Source organism: Photobacterium chitinilyticum (assembly GCF_004104355.1).
Taxonomy (GTDB): domain Bacteria; phylum Pseudomonadota; class Gammaproteobacteria; order Enterobacterales; family Vibrionaceae; genus Photobacterium; species Photobacterium chitinilyticum.
Genome location: NZ_RJLM01000002.1, coordinates 96,478 through 111,951, shown reverse-complemented (window position 1 = coordinate 111,951; position 15,474 = coordinate 96,478). Strand labels below are relative to the sequence as shown.

The following is a 15,474-nucleotide window of genomic DNA, read 5'->3' as shown; positions in this document are numbered from 1 at the left end:
ATCATAATCATGCAAACGATTGAAGAATTCCAGAAGTTTGAAACGCCACTTACTCATGTACAGGCACCGCGTATTGGTCGTGTTCACATTGGCCTTGTTCAGCTCAGTACTGATCATTCATTAGAAATGGACTGGGCAAAGTTGCTCGGTACCCAAGCTGGCGTATTTAGCTCTCGCGTTTATTACAGCAGTGAAATGACACCTGAAGCACTGGATCAGATAGCAACAGGAATCAGCGAAGCCTCGGACTTAATTGCCACAGGTTTGCCGATGGATGTGATGGCTTTCGGTTGTACCTCGGCCTCTATCATTATTGGTGAGGAGAAGGTTGCTAACCTGCTGACGAAAAATCGTGGTGACATTCCTGCGACCAACCCATGGACCGCTGCACAAGCTGCATTCAAGCATTTAGGTGCAAAAAAAATTGCGGTCTTCTCTCCATACCCGACTGAAGTTAATTTCCCTCTTTATCAACAGTTGACCAACGCTGGATTTGACGTTGTCGTTTTGGGCTCGCTGGGTATTGAAAAAGATACAGATATAACAACAGTCTCGAAAGAGTCGATGCTAGAAGCACTAGATAAAATCCTGCCGGATTCCGGTGCCGATTTGGTCTTTATGTCTTGTACCAACCTGCGTGTGCTCGATCATATTCAGGAAATTGAAGACAAATTTGATATTCCCGTTGTTTGCAGTAATTCAGCAATGTTCTGGCATGCGATGCATCTGACTGGAAAAGCAGCGCAGTGTCCAGGTTATGGACGCCTACTAAACCAATAAGTGATAGAAGAAAGGATTAGATCATGAGTAACACAGTGAAGGGTTGGATTGCAGCGATCTTTATCGGATTGCTTTGGGGTATACCGTGGATTGTCGGTACACCTATTCTGGAAGTGATGGATGCGCAGGTACTGGTATGGGCTCGCTATACCGTGGCCTTCATTACCTTAGGCATAGTGTTTAATGTCGGTTTATCAACTGGCAAGATGAAGAAAAAAGCTGATTTCAAACTAACGTGGGATAACCGCAGTGATGTGTTCTGGGCTGCTGCCTGTGGCATCGTCGGTCAGGGTGCATTTAGTTATCTGTCATTCCTATCGTTAGAATACATTACAGCCTCTGAAAATGGCGTTATTCAGGGCCTGATCCCAATCTTGATCCTGACTGTCGGATTCTTCCGTCACAATGCCCGCTTTACAATGCTGCAAATGCTCGCTGCTGTTGGTGCTTTCGTTGGTGTTGCAATCTTGGTTATGGATCCGAACTCAGAAACGAACGGCTTCAACATCGGTCACTTAATTTGCCTAGGTAGTGCTGCAAGCTTCTCTTGCACAGCATACGCTCGCGCAAAACTAGCTGAAAAGTATGGCTCTGTTGCCACTATGTTCCACCAGTTTATCTTCGCATCGATTGGTTTTGGGGTTTACCTGATGTTCTCTGGTGCTGACTTCGCTTCAGCGTTGGGTATCTTTAGCTCGCCGCTACGCGTTCTATGTATCGTAATCCTTGGTGTGGGTATCTCCGGTACAAGTTACCTCGTGTACATTTACGCAATGGAGCGTGTTGGTGTTGATGGTACCGGTATGGCTCTGAACCTAATGCCGCTGTCTTCGTTTGTACTGGCTGTCTTCGCACTGGGTGAAGCGGTAACGCCAATGCGCTTGCTTGCGATGGCTGTGGTTGTTGTTTCTATGATGCTATTTATGAAGTTTGCTCATAAAGAAACGGCGGCAGAACCAAAAACTGTAACTGAATAATAAGTTAATGTGGCAGTACATAATGTGTACTGCCCATTTTGCATGAAAGAATTTTGCAATTTGAAAGGCATGTACCATGAGTATTACTAAAAAAGATACATTTTTAGGTTGGGTTGCTGCAATTGCTGTTGCAGTAATATGGGGCGTTACCGGTGTTGTATCTAAGCCATTGTCTATGGCTGTCGATCCAATGACGTTGGTTTTCTTTCGTTATGTAACTGCGGTGATCGGTCTTTCCATCATATTTTTCTTCACATCGCGCAGTACAAGTTTAAGCAAAGATTTAGGTTCATCGTTAAAGATAGAGAAAAAAGACTATCTGAAAATAGCTCTGTGCGGGATTGTCGGCCAAGGTGTGTTCTCACTGTTTAACTTTCTCTCTTTGTCTCATATTGGTGCGACGGAAAACGGTGTAATTCAGGGAATGCAGCCATTTGCGACGGTTTTCTTTGGCATGATGTTCATGAACTTTAAAATGAACAAAATCCAATGGGGAGCATTTATTGCCTCTGCGATTTGTATCTACGCAATGAGCGTTGGGCCAACTAACAGCATTGAAGGCGGTACACCGCTATTGGGTTATGTTTATGTAACTTGTTCGATGCTGGCACTGGCATGGACGGCGCATTTACGTGCGAGCCTTGCTGATAAGTATGGGTCTGTTGTATCGATGCTTTACCAGTACATCTCTGTTGCCGCGCTTGGTATTGTAATGGTCTTTGTACTGGATTTAGATTTATCACAAATTAGCATTATCCTATCTAGCCCGTTATTGATTGGCTTACTTATTTTCCTTGGCACGGGTATATCTGGTGGTAGTTACCTCGTTCAGCTTTACTCATTCAAACGTATCGGTGTAGAAAAAGCGACGATGGCACTTAACTTGATGCCACTTGTCGGTTACTTGGTTGCAGTTGTGACGCTTGGCGAGCAAATGGCACTGGGCAAAACCGTTATTGTTTCACTGATTGTTGTGGCGCTTTATGTGTTCACCAAGTTTGAAACGACAGAAACTGATGAAAAAGAGCTTAAACCTCAAGAAGCTTAATTGATAGATGCGCAGTGGCTAAGCATTACTGCGCAGATTTTGTTGGAGAATAAAAATGACCATTGAACAGAAAGTTATCGACTGGCGTCGTCACTTACATAAGCATCCTGAGTTTGGTACTGAAGAGTATAAAACATCAGAGTTTGTTGCCAACAAACTCGAAGAGTTTGGGCTTGACGTTCATCGCGGTATTGGTGGCACAGGTGTCGTCGGGATTCTAAAATGCGGCGATAGCGAGCGTTCTATTGGCCTGCGGGCCGATATGGATGCATTGCGTATCTGTGAGGCGAATACATTTGATCACGCTTCCGTTCATGAGGGGGCAATGCACGCTTGCGGTCATGATGGTCATACAGCAATGCTTCTTGGTGCCGCATCTGAGTTATCAAAAAACAAAAAATTTGATGGCACAGTCTACTTTATCTTTCAGCCAGATGAAGAGCGTGGTACTGGTGCAAAAGCCATGATTGAAGACGGTCTGTTCACACGTTGGAATATGGATGCGATTTATGCCATGCATAATTTGCCCGGTATTCCAGAAGGACAGTTTGTAACACGCCCCAGTTCGTTGATGGCCAGTGAGAGCAGTTTTGAGATTGATGTCATCGCAACGGGTGGCCATGCTGCGATGCCGCATATGGGGACTGACCCGATTGTTGTCGGCGCGCAGATTGTTACTGCCATGCAGACAATTGTATCGCGTAATCTAAGTGCGATTAATGAAACGGCTGTTATTTCCGTGACTGAATTTGCCACAAACGGCACCGTAAATGTTATTCCATCTCAGGTGAAGATCACGGGTGATACCCGTAGTTTTACTGATGAAGCCCTGCATAAGATTGAAAAAGCCATTGAGCGTATTGTCGCAGGGCAATGCATGTCGGCAGGTGTGGACTATAAGTACCATTTCAATAATAGCTTCCTGTCTACCATCAATACCCCGGAAGAGACGGCCCATGCTATTAAAGCCGCCGAGGCTGTCGTTGGGACTGAGAATGTGAATGGTAGCTGCGAACCGTTTACGATCAGTGAGGACTTTTCTTTCATGCTGCGTGAGGTGAAGGGGTGTTACATTCTTGTCGGTAATGGCCAGGGTGAGTGTGGCGGTACGGCGCTGCATAATCCAAACTACGACTTTAATGACAATATCCTAGTGAAAGGTGTCAACTATTGGCAGGCACTGGTTGAGCAGCAACTAGATAAAGGCTAGATCACCTACTTTATAGAAATTGCTCCCGACTATGATGGCAGCGGCTTGTAAATATACGGGTCACTGCCTCTCTTCAATGGTATTTCGACAACCATCATCAGTAGATACAGCTTGTACCACCTTGGGATATATACTTCCTGATACAAACGTTGAGTGAGGCTTAAAAGGTATTGTTAGTCATCAGTAAATACCACTAAATAATAATATTGATGACAAAGGAACTGACTGTGTTATTTATAATGTTTTAATAAGTAGAAGGGGTTTGTTTTGATGATGATTAAAAAATGGTTATTCACTATTCTTTTCAGTCTTAAGTCTTTTTTTTATCTTTCCTATCCGATGTTACAATTATTATGCTTTATAGGTGTTGGGCTTGGTATTATACTCAGCATCACATCATCAAATGTGAAAGACAGTAGTCACCTTATTACACTGATGTTCATTTTGTTTAGCCTATTCTTTGTATTGCTTAAACACTACTACCGAGAAATGCTGGTATGGTCAGATTCACGTTCAAACAATATCGTAAAGTTACATAGGTAAATAAACCCTCAACAAATATTAATCAACGTTAAGTCTTCTATTTATGAAAATAAAATTTCAACATAAGGTTGTGTTCATATCCTCAATCATTGTGTTTACGGCTTTGTCTGTATTATCACTTCAACAGTACAAACAGGTTAAATCACAAGTAGAGCCATTAATTCATCAGAGCATTGCAGAAATTGTTAATGGTGTAAAAACAACTGTCGATAGTGAAATTGAATCAAAATCACAATTGGCTACCTATACTGCACAGGTGATTGAGAATGAAGTTTCAACCAGTCATATTGCCAGTATTATCAATAAGCCAGTTGCCAAGAATGCCTTTTCCTTGATTGGCATGGGCTTTGAGGCCGACGGGCGTATACAGAGTAACGATCCTAATTGGCAGCCGGGCAGTTCGTACGATCCGAGAACTCGTCCATGGTACAGACGAGCCAAAAACGAAGGCAAAACCATTATCACGGCTCCCTACATGGGGGATACGGGCAGTGTTCTGGTCTCGATTGCGACACCTGTTTATAACAATGGACGTTTTGATGCGGCTATTTTTTATGATTTAAATTTAGGTATTCTTTCTGACACCATTAACCAGATCTCTTTGTTTGATGCCGGATATATATTCATGGTGAATAAGGGGGGAACGATTGTTTCTCACCCTGATCCTAAGTTGGTTGGTAAAAACCTGAAAGATTTCCTTGGCAACCAAGATATCAGCGAAAACTACAAACTCATCGATTATAAAGGTAAGCCGACCTATATCGATTTTACCCCTATTGATAGTCAAGACTGGTATATCGGTGTCATTCTTGATTATGAAAAAGCGTATTCATCAATTCTGCAGCTTCGTTCGTCATCAATGGTTATGACGATTGCCTTTGTTCTTATTGCTGTTCTCGCGCTGGTGTTTGTATTGAAATACTTTATGCGCCCATTAGGCATTTTGAATGAGGCAATGAAGGATGTGGCTTCAGGGCAGGGTGATCTGACTCGCCGGTTAGATACCAATACGGATATTGAATTCTCCGAACTGGCTACAAACTTTAATGCATTTACCGGAAAGTTACAGCTCCTTATCCAAGAGACCAAACTCCTTGGGACTGAAATTGGTTCTGATGCCGAAGTCACGACTCAGGGGGCCAAGCTGACCGCAACGGATATTACAAATCAATTGGCAGAAGTGGAACAGCTTGCAACGGCAATGAATGAAATGGCTTCGACGTCTGCAGACGTTGCGGGTAATGCCCAAGGTGCTGCTGCTGCTGCACAAGAGGCAGATAAGGCGGCAGAGGATGGTGTCAGTGTTGTATCCCATACGACCGATGCTATCAGTACGCTGGCGACGCAAATCGATGAGACGGTTATTGTTGTTCAGGACTTGGAAAACGCGACGGGGAATATTGAATCAATCCTTTCGGTGATCAACGAGATTGCAGACCAAACCAACTTACTGGCACTGAATGCAGCCATTGAAGCGGCCCGGGCCGGTGATTCAGGCCGAGGTTTTGCGGTTGTGGCGGATGAAGTTCGGACGTTGGCGCAGCGCACTCAGCAATCGACAACAGAAATTCACAGTATGATTGCCCAGCTTCAGTCTGGTGCTCGTTCTGCCACTAGCGTTATGGAGAAAAGCAAGGCGTTGACCGACGAGGCTGTTGCCAAGGCGCTGGAAGCTGGCGGCTCACTTAACCAAATCAAGCACTCAATTATTCAGATCTCTGATATGAACCTTCAGATAGCCTCAGCGGCAGAAGAGCAGAGCTTGGTTGCGGAAGAGATCAACAGCAATACGCTGAAGATAAAAGATCTCTCTCAGCAGGTATCGGACCGTGCCCATGAGTCATCAGTGCAAATGAATGAGCAGGTTTCGAAAGTTCAACAGCAAGAGACTTTGTTGAACAAGTTTATTGTTTAATTTCGTTCGCCTACAGGATGGGTATTATGTTTGCTCGAATACATGGCAATGTTATAGCGACCATAGCGTTTGTATTATGGGGGCTGTTACCCCTGTACTTTCAGTTTTTGCCTCAGGCTGATACTAATGAATTAATAGCAATGCGGATCATCTTCTCAGTGCCGCTAATGCTATTGATTCTAAAGTGCCTGAAAATACCCAACCTGTCTTTCACTCAGGCGATGAAAAATAAGCAGTCATTGTGCTTGTGTTTTATCGCCGGAATTCTTAATTGCATTTCACTGTATGCGTTTACCTGGGCGATAACCAACGACCAGGTATTGGCTGCAAGCCTTGGTTATTTTATCAATCCACTGTTCTCCATCGCCTTTGGTGTGCTGTTTCTTAAAGATAGGCTCACCTGGGCGCAAAAGGCGGCGGTGGTATTTGCCATCTGCGGTATTGCTTATCAGGTTCACTACTATGGTGAGTTGCCTTGGTTATCGTTAGTTATGGGCAGCTTTTTTGCCCTTTACGGATTAACTAAGAAATATATCAAGTTCGACTCGCTGACTTCGATGTCCGTTGAAGTGACATTGCTAATGCCATTCGCGCTGGGTTATGTACTGTTTGGGTACCTAGATCAGAGTTCGACGGTATTGGCGGGCAATATGACCACTTTTTGGCTCTATGCGGGTGCAGCACCCGTTACCTTGTTGCCATTGGTGTTTTTTGCCCTGGCGGTGGAAAGAACGACGTTGACAATGATTGGTTTAACCCAATATATCGAGCCCAGCTTGCAGTTTATATTGGCAGTTTTTATTTTTGGCGAAGTATTGGATCAGGTGAAAATTGTCAGTTTTGGTTTCATCTGGATCGGACTGATTCTGTGTACTGTAGAGGCCTTGGTCTTCTCAAGAATGGCGCTGCGACGGGCTTAGGAATTGTCGAATCGGGTATATGTGTATACCCGATTCGACACTAATAGATTGAGCAATATTACAAGATCACATGGGGCAGATAGCGTGACATGTCCTGGGTGACGCGTGAGGTATCTTCCCTGATTGAGATCCCGCCTGGTTTATCATCAACCAGCCAGCTGCCGATCAGGGTGTAATAGTCGCCAAATTTTGGCAACGGGTGATAGGCTTGGTAGATCACTCCTTCGTCACCATAGGGACCTTCGGTTCTCAGGGTCTGCCGTCCACCCTGAACAATCTCAATGTTGGCGCCTTCTCGGGCAAAAATAGGTTTGATGACATAGTCTTGCAGATTGCCGAGTTTCCGGTCATCGGGGAAGTAGGCGGGTAGCAGGTTGGGGTGACCTTCGAACTTTTGCCATAACATCGGCAGCAGCGCTTTGTTGCTCAGTATTGACTTCCACATTGGTTCTAGCCAGTTGACATTGGCACTGGCTAACTTGTTACCGTATTCCTCTCGAAACATGAACTCCCACGGATAGAGTTTGAACATCCAGCGAATAGGCCTGTCCTTTAGATCGGTAAACTCCCCCTTGCCGTTGAGGCCGATATCTTCGACGTGAACGAAGGCGGTCGAGAGTCCGGCTTCCTTGGCACAGTCTTCCATGTATTGCACGGTGCCGCGGTCTTCTTCGGTGTCTTTGCAGCAGGAAAAGTGCAGCGTTTGTCCCGGTTGACGGCTAGCCAGTTGCTGGAATCGTCCCATAAGCAGTTCTTGGAGCAGATTGAACTGATCGGCATCGCGTCTTAGCGAGCCGTTGTTGACCTGATCTTCCAGCCATAGCCATTGCCAAAAACCGGTTTCATAGAGGGAGGTCGGCGTATCGGCATTGTTCTCGTACAGCTTTGCGTGCCCTTTGCCGTCATAGGCGAAATCGAGTCGGGAATAGAGCGAGGGCTCTTTGCGCTGCCAGGAGTCGAGGACGTTTTGCCACATCGCCTCGGGGATCTGGAATCGTCGTAGCCAGTACTCGTCGCGAATAACAGTATCAACTACCTCGAGACACATTTGGTGAATTTCTTCGGTGGGATCTTCCAGATCCCGCTCGATCTGCTCAAGAGTAAATTGGTAGTAGGCGGTTTCGTCCCAATAGGGTTGATCATACATGCTATGAAAGCCAAATCCGTATTCTTTGGCTAGAGTTCGCCAGTGTGGCCGCTCTTTACTTTCAATTCGAAGCATGCTCCATCCTTATGTTGCTGTTTTTTAGGAATAACCCTCAGTGTACATGGCTTGGTATCAGTAGGCTGTAGTTTAAGTAGCAGTTTTGGAAGCGAACCTGAAAAGGAAGCGGTAGAAGAAGGCCTCTTCAATGGTTGGTCAGTGATGGAGTGAAGAGGCCTTGTACCAATAGCGGACGCTAGATTCGCATAATAGTTCGGTACTAACATCCCGAAGGAATGCAAGGTGAAGTGTATGGGAGCGATTTAGAGCAATAAACCTAATTGGATGTTTTTTGAACAGTGCTAATGATGTAATTGTGACTAAGCGCCCAATTGCCAGTTGCATGGTGAACTGACAATTTAGGCCGGTAGAGTAGATACTACGCTAGCAAAAGAAACGGGCTAGCAAAAAACGGGTTAGCGGAAGAACAACTGGCTAAATGGATTCAGAAGGGTAGCAAGGCCTGAAGTAAAGTGCAGCGGAGCATCTAATAACGTCAGGCAAAGGCAATCCTGATCCTCCCGAGTTTTAGGCGAATGCTGATGCTTCGGTGTCTGGATAATAAAATCACCGGGCTTGTAGGTGGCGTGTTCGTCCATAAACTCTCCAGCAAGTACCAGGGTGATTTCCTGCCCTTGGTGGGTGTGCTGTGGTAGAGAACTATTACAGTCCATATAGATGAAGTTCATTTTGCTGTGGCCGCTAGTTGACACATTGGCCCGCTTTATGTTTCCCGGCAAGCGGCTCCAGGGACCGATTTGGTCTTCGTGCCGTTGCAATACACGGGGTAGTCGAAATGTCTTACTGTTGACTTCAATATGTGCTTCGGTAGCTTTGTCAGAATCGTGGGCTTCCTCTTGAGGCATTTCTTGATGACAGAGAATAGTACCGAGCAGGTTATTGAGTTCATCGGATAGGGGCTCCGATGGCGTCAAAGCCAGTTGTTGCGCCTGAGTATTTTCAAGTGTGTCAACACGGGCACGACAATGGCTGCACATTTCCAGATGTGCGCTAAGCATGATACTGGAAGCAGAGTCGAGATCGCCCGCGGTGTAGCATGCCAATGTGTCATCGGTTGGGTGGAAACGGATATCAGTCATCCATAGCCTCCTTCATTTTCTGTAATGCTAATCGAAGCCGGCTTTTTATCGTACCTAACGGTACGCCTAATGCGTCAGCTACTTCCTGGTGTGACGCTCCCTGCAAACAGATCAGTCTGACCACCTCGGCCTGAGCCGGTGGCAAGGTTTCGACAAGATCTTTGAGTTCGCGAGTGACGATGGCATGAAACTCTTTGGGGATACGTTCAGGATCAGGTTCCTCACTCAATGTTGGCCAAAGGTCATCTCCCTGCACCCAGTCGTTTTGATGCTTTGATTTGCGCAGCAGATCAAATTTGACGTTTCGGGCGACCGAGTAAATCCATGTTAAAGCGGCACCTTTAGATTCATCATAGAGATGAGATTTGAGCCATATTTTGAGCATCGTTTCCTGAACAACTTCCATCGCCATCGAATCATCTCTCAGCTGTTTGCGCGAAAAATTGAGTAGTTTGGGAGCGACCAGAACAAAAAGTTTTTCATAGCTGTGCTTACACCGCGAATTAGCAATGTTAAACAATAGCGATGCCACATCAATAGCAGGTAAGTCTTCGTTGAGCATGGGCTCCTTGATCTTCTCGGAGTGAGTATATCGACTGATTTTTATCATCGTTCTACTGCAAGCATGGGATCAATACCTGTTTAACGCAACAAGCCGGTATAACGATCACTTTGGTGGATCATTTTTTTGATGTAGCGGAGACAAAGACTTGGCCCCGGTTTTTTAAGCAGTTTTTGCTTGGTACATATAGGTAGGGGCAGTAGTTCCAGCCATCGCCAACAAAGCCAGCATGGGTCATTGGCTGAGGTATGCCTAACATCTTGTGCTTGCTGCAGGTGTGCGTATTCTGCCTGCCATTGTTTTAGCCGAACAACGAGCCTGTCATCCGCATTCATTGTCTGGTTGGTTTGCCATAGAGGAAATGGGTTCGCGGTTAGATATTGATCCGATCGTTTGTTTTGTACGGGATCTATCTTGCCCCAATGGGTAAGCTCGATATTTACCTGAATTTGGTCTCCGGAGAGCCAATCAACGGTGTTGATCTGCGCGAATGTAACAATGTCTCCTGGTCTATCGGCTTTAACTCCGTTGTAATCTTGCATCATGATCCAAATTCCCCCCGAGCGAACAGCATCGAGAACCATTTGGCTAAACAGAACTCCGCTTCCCCGTATCTGATCCCTGCCTTGCGGTAGCTGGTGGTCGGTCGTAGCGAGAAAAGGCAGAGTGCGTATTTGATGTGTGTGTGGTTGAAAAAGTTTCTTTTGCACAAGCATCTCCAAGTGGTCGTTTTTATTCATTACGCACCAATTGATGATTTAGATGACTGAAATAAAAATGCCTGTGAAATTATTGGCCTATCGCCGGATATAAGAATATCCCCAGATATTGATGATCGAATCAATATTCTTGTTCGTAACTTATCCCGACCAACAATGAACAGGAAGAGGGTATTCGAATGAAAGCCAATTCGTTAGCGTTAGTGTTAGGTTCGACAGTGTTATTAACTGGCTGTTTGCTTGAAGATGAACCGCAGTTACGTGTGACTCATGCCAGTAGCGATGCTCCGCTGGTTGCTATTACGATAAATGGTAAAGTGGTTGATGGGCTGGAAGAAGTGGATTATCAAGTTGCGAGCGGCTTTTTGAATCTAGAGGAAGGTACTTACAATATCGGTGTCGAGGCACTGCTTGCCGGAGGTGAGAAAACCGAGGTTATTGGGGCTAATCTGGATTTTGCGCCAGATATGCAGTACGACATTATTGCATTGAATAGTGCCGCTGATATTGAGCCTGTCGTGCTAAGCCGGGAGAGTATCGGCCCTGAAGCCGGTGAAGTACGTATTGATGTACTGCATGCTCATCCTGATGTGTCTGGAGTCGACATCTACCTGGCAACGGATGAGACTATTGACGGCGTTGAGCCGTCTGTCGGCGGGCTTGAATTCAAGATCGATAGCCCTGACTTACCGGTGACTATTTCGTCTGGTACTTACCGAATTCGAGTAACTCTTGCTGGTGAAAAAAGTATTGTGTTTGACAGTGGCGAGTTAGATCTGGCTGGGGGAAGTGATTTAATGATCACGGCGGTACCGAATGTTGACGGAGGCGCAGTATCACCCGTTAACCTCTTGGTGGCTGATGGGGAAGGCGCAGCAATTTTGAGAAATAAAGAGGAAAAAGCCACTGTGAGGGTGGTGCATGCAGTAGATGATGCTCCCGAGGTTGATGTGCTGGCTTCTGGTTCGCCTGTTGATGGCCTAACTATGATTGCCTTTAGGGAGTTTCGGAGCTTGGATCTTGAACCCGATAGCTATGACTTGAGCGTTGCTGCTTCAATAGACAACAGTTTAGTGGTTATTGATGCGCCTGATACCAGTATCGAGGCTGGAACCACGACCAGTATTTATGCCGTCGGTAAACTAAATAGCGTTACCGACTCGACCATAGAGCCTTTGGTTATTGCTGAAGATCTCCGCTCTGTTGCACTGTACGGGAAAGTACGTGTTGTTCATGCAAGCCCGACAGCAGGTGATCTAGGTTTAGTTGATATCCATGCGTCGGCAGACGGTGTGTTTGATGAAACAACGGCGGTCATCAAGGGTGTTGATTTTAAAGATACAGCGACGCTGAACGTACCTGCCGGTACCTATTTCTTGGCGGTGATCTTGGCTAGCGACGGCACTTTTTCTCCGGCTGTCGAAGCGATGGCCATGGTCGAGGACGGTGGTGTCTACTCTGTGGTGGCGACGGATGACTTCGCGGGCGGCCTGATGCTCAATGTTGATAATTCAGCACCATAACCTTGTTTGTGTTCTGTGTACGAGCCAACCTTTGCCAGCCCTGCGGCTGGCTTTTTTCACCATAAAGCTATATCAAAGTCATAGCTAATTAGTTTGATATCGGCAGCAAATTTAACTCTGCCGTACAACCCTGTTCTGGATTCTGCCTTAGCTCAAATTCCCAGCCATAGCTTTGGCATAGCCGCCTGACGATAAGTAGCCCCAAACCGTGCTCGGTCTCGGTGTTGCCTATCAGGCCACACCCGGTGTCTGTTACGCTGACTGCATTGCTATCAATATGGACGGTTATTCGTCCCTTCGGGGTAAAGCGAATGGCGTTGTTTACAAGGTTTTTGATGATCATGTGCAGTACCGGTTCCGGCATGTTGGTTTGGGTATCGGGTTCAATCAAAAACCTCAGCTCGACTCCATCGCTGAGTTTAGTGCGAAACTTATCCTGTGATATTTCGTTTTCACTGACCGTCCGCATAGCATTAGCTTCGTTGGCATTCTCCTGCTTTACGATATTCAGGAGTACTTCAACGGTTGCATGCATATTGGTGGCCGCGATGAGAATGCGTTCCCGCTGTTTGGCCTGAAAAACAGGATCATCTTTCATTCCTTGGAGGTTGGCTGCCCCTAGCACGATGGCGATGGGGGTTTTCAGTTCGTGGCTTGCATACTTGGCAAACATCAGCTCCTGTTTGGCGAGGCGCTCTTTCATTTGTTTGTATTCATTCAAATGCCTGGTGAGGGTTTGCAACTCGTCAATTGAACGATCCGATACTGCAAAGTTGTCGTTTGGGTTATGTTGTAGCTGGTGGCTGAGTTCAGTGATTGGCGACATTAAGCCATCGAATACTCGACGGAGGGAAAAGCGCAAAAATGTAATCAAGAAAATCATTAGCGCGAACGATATCAGTAAAAGCACGTCCCAGCCATCATCGCCAAACTCCATCGCTCGTGCATCAATCGTCAGGTAGAGGGGAATTTGTTTACCTTGGAGATCGGTGAAACTCGAGTGGAAAACGACAAAACCATCCGAGAAAAACGAACGATGCCGGGTGATATCATTTTCTGCCAAAGGTATCAGCTTTTTGATTCTGTCCGGCAGGGCTTCTTGGTTGTAGTAGGCGCTTACATTAGGACTAAGCTGAGCGAAATCATTTTGTTCCAAGGTGTAATGCTTTGTGGCAATTTGTTTGAAGGACACCAGATGTTGGGCTATCTGGTTATCTTCATTGAGCACTAAGTACATAGAGAAAGGAAAAAAGACCAGAAAGGACGAAATCAATGCAATTGTTGAAAAAATAAATAGCAATCGGGCTTTGACGTGTTTAATCGCGTTGCCGCGAACCGATTTGAACATCTGGTCTATCCTTCCAGCCTGAAGCCAAATTTAGGAACCGTTACCAACATTGCTTTCTCAAAAGGCTTGTCCAGTACGCTACGCAGTAAATAAATATGGCCACGCAGGAGATCTTTGTCGGGTGACTCATCGCCCCAAACCGCTTGGATTAGCGCTTCGCGCGAGACAACTTCAGGGGCCGCTTTGACGAGCTTGACCAGTATTTGATACATCACCGGGGTGACGGTTAACTCGGTATTGTTACGCGTTATCCGGTGCGAGTTTTGGTCAATTTTCAAGTCGCCGAATTGAATGATTGCACTGGCAACCTCACCACGGTAGCGCTTGATGATCGCCGCCAAGCGAACTTCCAGTTCCTGAAAATCAAAGGGTTTGGTAACAAAGTCATCGATGCCGCTTTGATAGCCTTTAAGTAAATCACTCTTACCGTTAAGAGCGGTTAGCATCAAGATTGGTGTGGTACAGCCTTGATCCCTGAGTTCCCTTGCGACCTGCCAACCGTCTTTCTTCGGCATCATCACATCAAGAATAATCGCATCGAACTCATTCTCGATTGCGAGCTTTAGGCCAAGCTCGCCGTTATCGGCAAAATCGACTTCCGCGCCTTTAACTTCCAGAAAATCGGCCAAAATCCCCTGTAATTCGTCGTTATCTTCAACAATCAATATTTGTTTGTCAGTCAGCATGTTGCCTCGGGAGTCGATGGTCTTTGTTCTCTATGGTAGCAACTTTCTGTCGAATTTTTGTCAATTCGTGCATTTGACAAAAACTCGACATTCCTGCCGTCAGACTAAACGCATTAACAGTTGAGGAGTATCGTCATGAAAAATAGTTTGATTGCTATTGGGTTAACAGGAGCCTTGCTATCAACTTCGTCGTTGGCTGTGGATCTTATTGGTCACACCAAAAGCAAAAGCATGGTTAGTGTGGTGTCTGAAGTTAGCGGTATGGTTGAATCGGCAGATTTTGAAACTGGTTCTATCGTGTCCGTTGGCAGTGTGCTTGCAGAAATTAAGGCGCAGGATTTTGAACTGGAAATTAGCAAGCAAAAAGCCAACCTCGCTTTGGTTAAGGCTGATCTGACAATCAAACAGTCTCTCTACAACCGTTATAACGAATTGAGAAACAAAAACAGCCTGTCACAGAACGAGCTAGATATTGCCGCCGCCGATTTTGATGCCGCCAAGGCTGCGGTGGCTCTGGCACAAATAGAACTTCAGAAAGCCCAGTTGGATTTGGGAAGTACTCGAGTGAGTGCCGAAATCGATGGTTACATTGTCAACCGTTCAGTAGAAGACGGTGCCTGGGTGAATCAGGGCGATCTGCTTTATCAGGTCGTCAATATTGATGTGCTTAATGTACGTTTGTTAGCCAGCGAGTATGACATTGGAGAGCTCCGTATCGGGCAAGAGGTAGAAGTCTGGGCAGAAGCCAATCCTGATCACAAGGTTCGTTCTCAAATCAAGCGAATCGGAGTGGAAATTGATCCGGCCACTTTTGCCTACCCTGTCGAGGTGGAAATCAGTAATCCCGATCATCTGTTTAAGCCGGGTATGTCGATACATGCATCGACAACATTGACTGGCAGCCTTACACATTCTAATAACCAATCTTAAAGGGCAGGA

The 15,474-nt window shown here is 45.9% G+C and carries 14 protein-coding genes; 8 read left to right on the top strand and 6 right to left on the bottom strand.

The features are described 5' to 3' along the window. Nucleotides 1-9 precede the first annotated feature (9 nt). The 6 genes from EDI28_RS06715 (at nucleotide 10) to rarD (ending at nucleotide 7,393) form a co-directional block, all read left to right on the top strand. Entirely contained in the window at nucleotides 10-780 is a 771-nt protein-coding gene (locus EDI28_RS06715; protein ID WP_128783087.1) for a maleate cis-trans isomerase family protein, read from the top strand. A gap of 23 nt (nucleotides 781-803) precedes the next feature. Next, nucleotides 804-1,757 carry a DMT family transporter gene (locus EDI28_RS06710; RefSeq protein ID WP_128783086.1) on the top strand — a complete coding sequence of 318 codons (954 nt, stop codon included), beginning with the start codon at nucleotides 804-806 and terminating at the stop codon, nucleotides 1,755-1,757. 76 nt (nucleotides 1,758-1,833) lie between these two features. Continuing rightward, complete coding sequence (locus EDI28_RS06705; protein ID WP_128783085.1) at nucleotides 1,834-2,805, top strand: DMT family transporter; 972 nt, start codon at nucleotides 1,834-1,836, stop codon at nucleotides 2,803-2,805. Nucleotides 2,806-2,860: 55 nt separating this feature from the next. Then, nucleotides 2,861-4,015, top strand: a complete 1,155-nt coding sequence (locus tag EDI28_RS06700; protein WP_128783084.1) for a M20 aminoacylase family protein — start codon at nucleotides 2,861-2,863, stop codon at nucleotides 4,013-4,015. A 592-nt stretch (nucleotides 4,016-4,607) separates the two neighbouring features. Continuing rightward, nucleotides 4,608-6,473, top strand: coding sequence for a methyl-accepting chemotaxis protein (locus EDI28_RS06695; RefSeq protein ID WP_128783527.1), 1,866 nt, complete (start codon nucleotides 4,608-4,610; stop codon nucleotides 6,471-6,473). A 26-nt stretch (nucleotides 6,474-6,499) separates the two neighbouring features. Then, complete coding sequence (gene rarD, locus EDI28_RS06690) at nucleotides 6,500-7,393, top strand: EamA family transporter RarD (RefSeq protein WP_128783083.1); 894 nt, start codon at nucleotides 6,500-6,502, stop codon at nucleotides 7,391-7,393. 58 nt (nucleotides 7,394-7,451) lie between these two features. Here the strand turns inward: rarD and EDI28_RS06685 are convergent, their stop codons facing one another. The 4 genes from EDI28_RS06685 to EDI28_RS06670 form a co-directional block, all read right to left on the bottom strand. After that, the gene (locus EDI28_RS06685) at nucleotides 7,452-8,615 is read right to left on the bottom strand and encodes a glutathionylspermidine synthase family protein (protein ID WP_128783082.1); all 1,164 of its coding nucleotides are present in this window, start codon (nucleotides 8,613-8,615) and stop codon (nucleotides 7,452-7,454) included. A gap of 398 nt (nucleotides 8,616-9,013) precedes the next feature. After that, a complete protein-coding gene (locus tag EDI28_RS06680) occupies nucleotides 9,014-9,697 on the bottom strand; it encodes a ChrR family anti-sigma-E factor (RefSeq protein WP_128783081.1) in 684 nt (227 codons plus the stop codon). Continuing rightward, nucleotides 9,690-10,259, bottom strand: coding sequence for a sigma-70 family RNA polymerase sigma factor (locus EDI28_RS06675; RefSeq protein ID WP_128783080.1), 570 nt, complete (start codon nucleotides 10,257-10,259; stop codon nucleotides 9,690-9,692). The genes EDI28_RS06680 and EDI28_RS06675 overlap by 8 nt, the downstream gene beginning before the upstream one ends. Nucleotides 10,260-10,339: 80 nt before the next feature. Continuing rightward, nucleotides 10,340-10,969: a hypothetical protein gene (locus EDI28_RS06670; protein ID WP_128783079.1), complete on the bottom strand. Its 630-nt coding sequence runs from the start codon at nucleotides 10,967-10,969 to the stop codon at nucleotides 10,340-10,342. A 188-nt stretch (nucleotides 10,970-11,157) separates the two neighbouring features. On the opposite strand from EDI28_RS06670, the gene EDI28_RS06665 reads away from it, so the two are divergent. Further along, nucleotides 11,158-12,501: a DUF4397 domain-containing protein gene (locus EDI28_RS06665; protein WP_128783078.1), complete on the top strand. Its 1,344-nt coding sequence runs from the start codon at nucleotides 11,158-11,160 to the stop codon at nucleotides 12,499-12,501. A gap of 88 nt (nucleotides 12,502-12,589) precedes the next feature. Here the strand turns inward: EDI28_RS06665 and EDI28_RS06660 are convergent, their stop codons facing one another. Further along, complete coding sequence (locus EDI28_RS06660; protein ID WP_128783077.1) at nucleotides 12,590-13,849, bottom strand: sensor histidine kinase; 1,260 nt, start codon at nucleotides 13,847-13,849, stop codon at nucleotides 12,590-12,592. Between the two features lie 5 nt (nucleotides 13,850-13,854). Next, a complete protein-coding gene (locus EDI28_RS06655) occupies nucleotides 13,855-14,535 on the bottom strand; it encodes a response regulator transcription factor (protein WP_128783076.1) in 681 nt (226 codons plus the stop codon). A 135-nt stretch (nucleotides 14,536-14,670) separates the two neighbouring features. Between EDI28_RS06655 and EDI28_RS06650 the strand changes: the two genes are divergently transcribed. After that, on the top strand, nucleotides 14,671-15,465 hold the full coding sequence (locus EDI28_RS06650) for an efflux RND transporter periplasmic adaptor subunit (RefSeq protein ID WP_128783075.1): 795 nt from the start codon (nucleotides 14,671-14,673) through the stop codon (nucleotides 15,463-15,465). Nucleotides 15,466-15,474: the final 9 nt, after the last annotated feature.

Coding starts and splice junctions, on each gene's coding strand:
- EDI28_RS06715 (WP_128783087.1), top strand. CDS start 10: ATGCAAACGATTGAAGAATTCCAGAAGTTTGAAACGCCACTTACTCAT.
- EDI28_RS06710 (WP_128783086.1), top strand. CDS start 804: ATGAGTAACACAGTGAAGGGTTGGATTGCAGCGATCTTTATCGGATTG.
- EDI28_RS06705 (WP_128783085.1), top strand. CDS start 1,834: ATGAGTATTACTAAAAAAGATACATTTTTAGGTTGGGTTGCTGCAATT.
- EDI28_RS06700 (WP_128783084.1), top strand. CDS start 2,861: ATGACCATTGAACAGAAAGTTATCGACTGGCGTCGTCACTTACATAAG.
- rarD (WP_128783083.1), top strand. CDS start 6,500: ATGTTTGCTCGAATACATGGCAATGTTATAGCGACCATAGCGTTTGTA.
- EDI28_RS06685 (WP_128783082.1), bottom strand. CDS start 8,615: ATGCTTCGAATTGAAAGTAAAGAGCGGCCACACTGGCGAACTCTAGCC.
- EDI28_RS06680 (WP_128783081.1), bottom strand. CDS start 9,697: ATGACTGATATCCGTTTCCACCCAACCGATGACACATTGGCATGCTAC.
- EDI28_RS06675 (WP_128783080.1), bottom strand. CDS start 10,259: ATGCTCAACGAAGACTTACCTGCTATTGATGTGGCATCGCTATTGTTT.
- EDI28_RS06665 (WP_128783078.1), top strand. CDS start 11,158: ATGAAAGCCAATTCGTTAGCGTTAGTGTTAGGTTCGACAGTGTTATTA.
- EDI28_RS06660 (WP_128783077.1), bottom strand. CDS start 13,849: ATGTTCAAATCGGTTCGCGGCAACGCGATTAAACACGTCAAAGCCCGA.
- EDI28_RS06655 (WP_128783076.1), bottom strand. CDS start 14,535: ATGCTGACTGACAAACAAATATTGATTGTTGAAGATAACGACGAATTA.
- EDI28_RS06650 (WP_128783075.1), top strand. CDS start 14,671: ATGAAAAATAGTTTGATTGCTATTGGGTTAACAGGAGCCTTGCTATCA.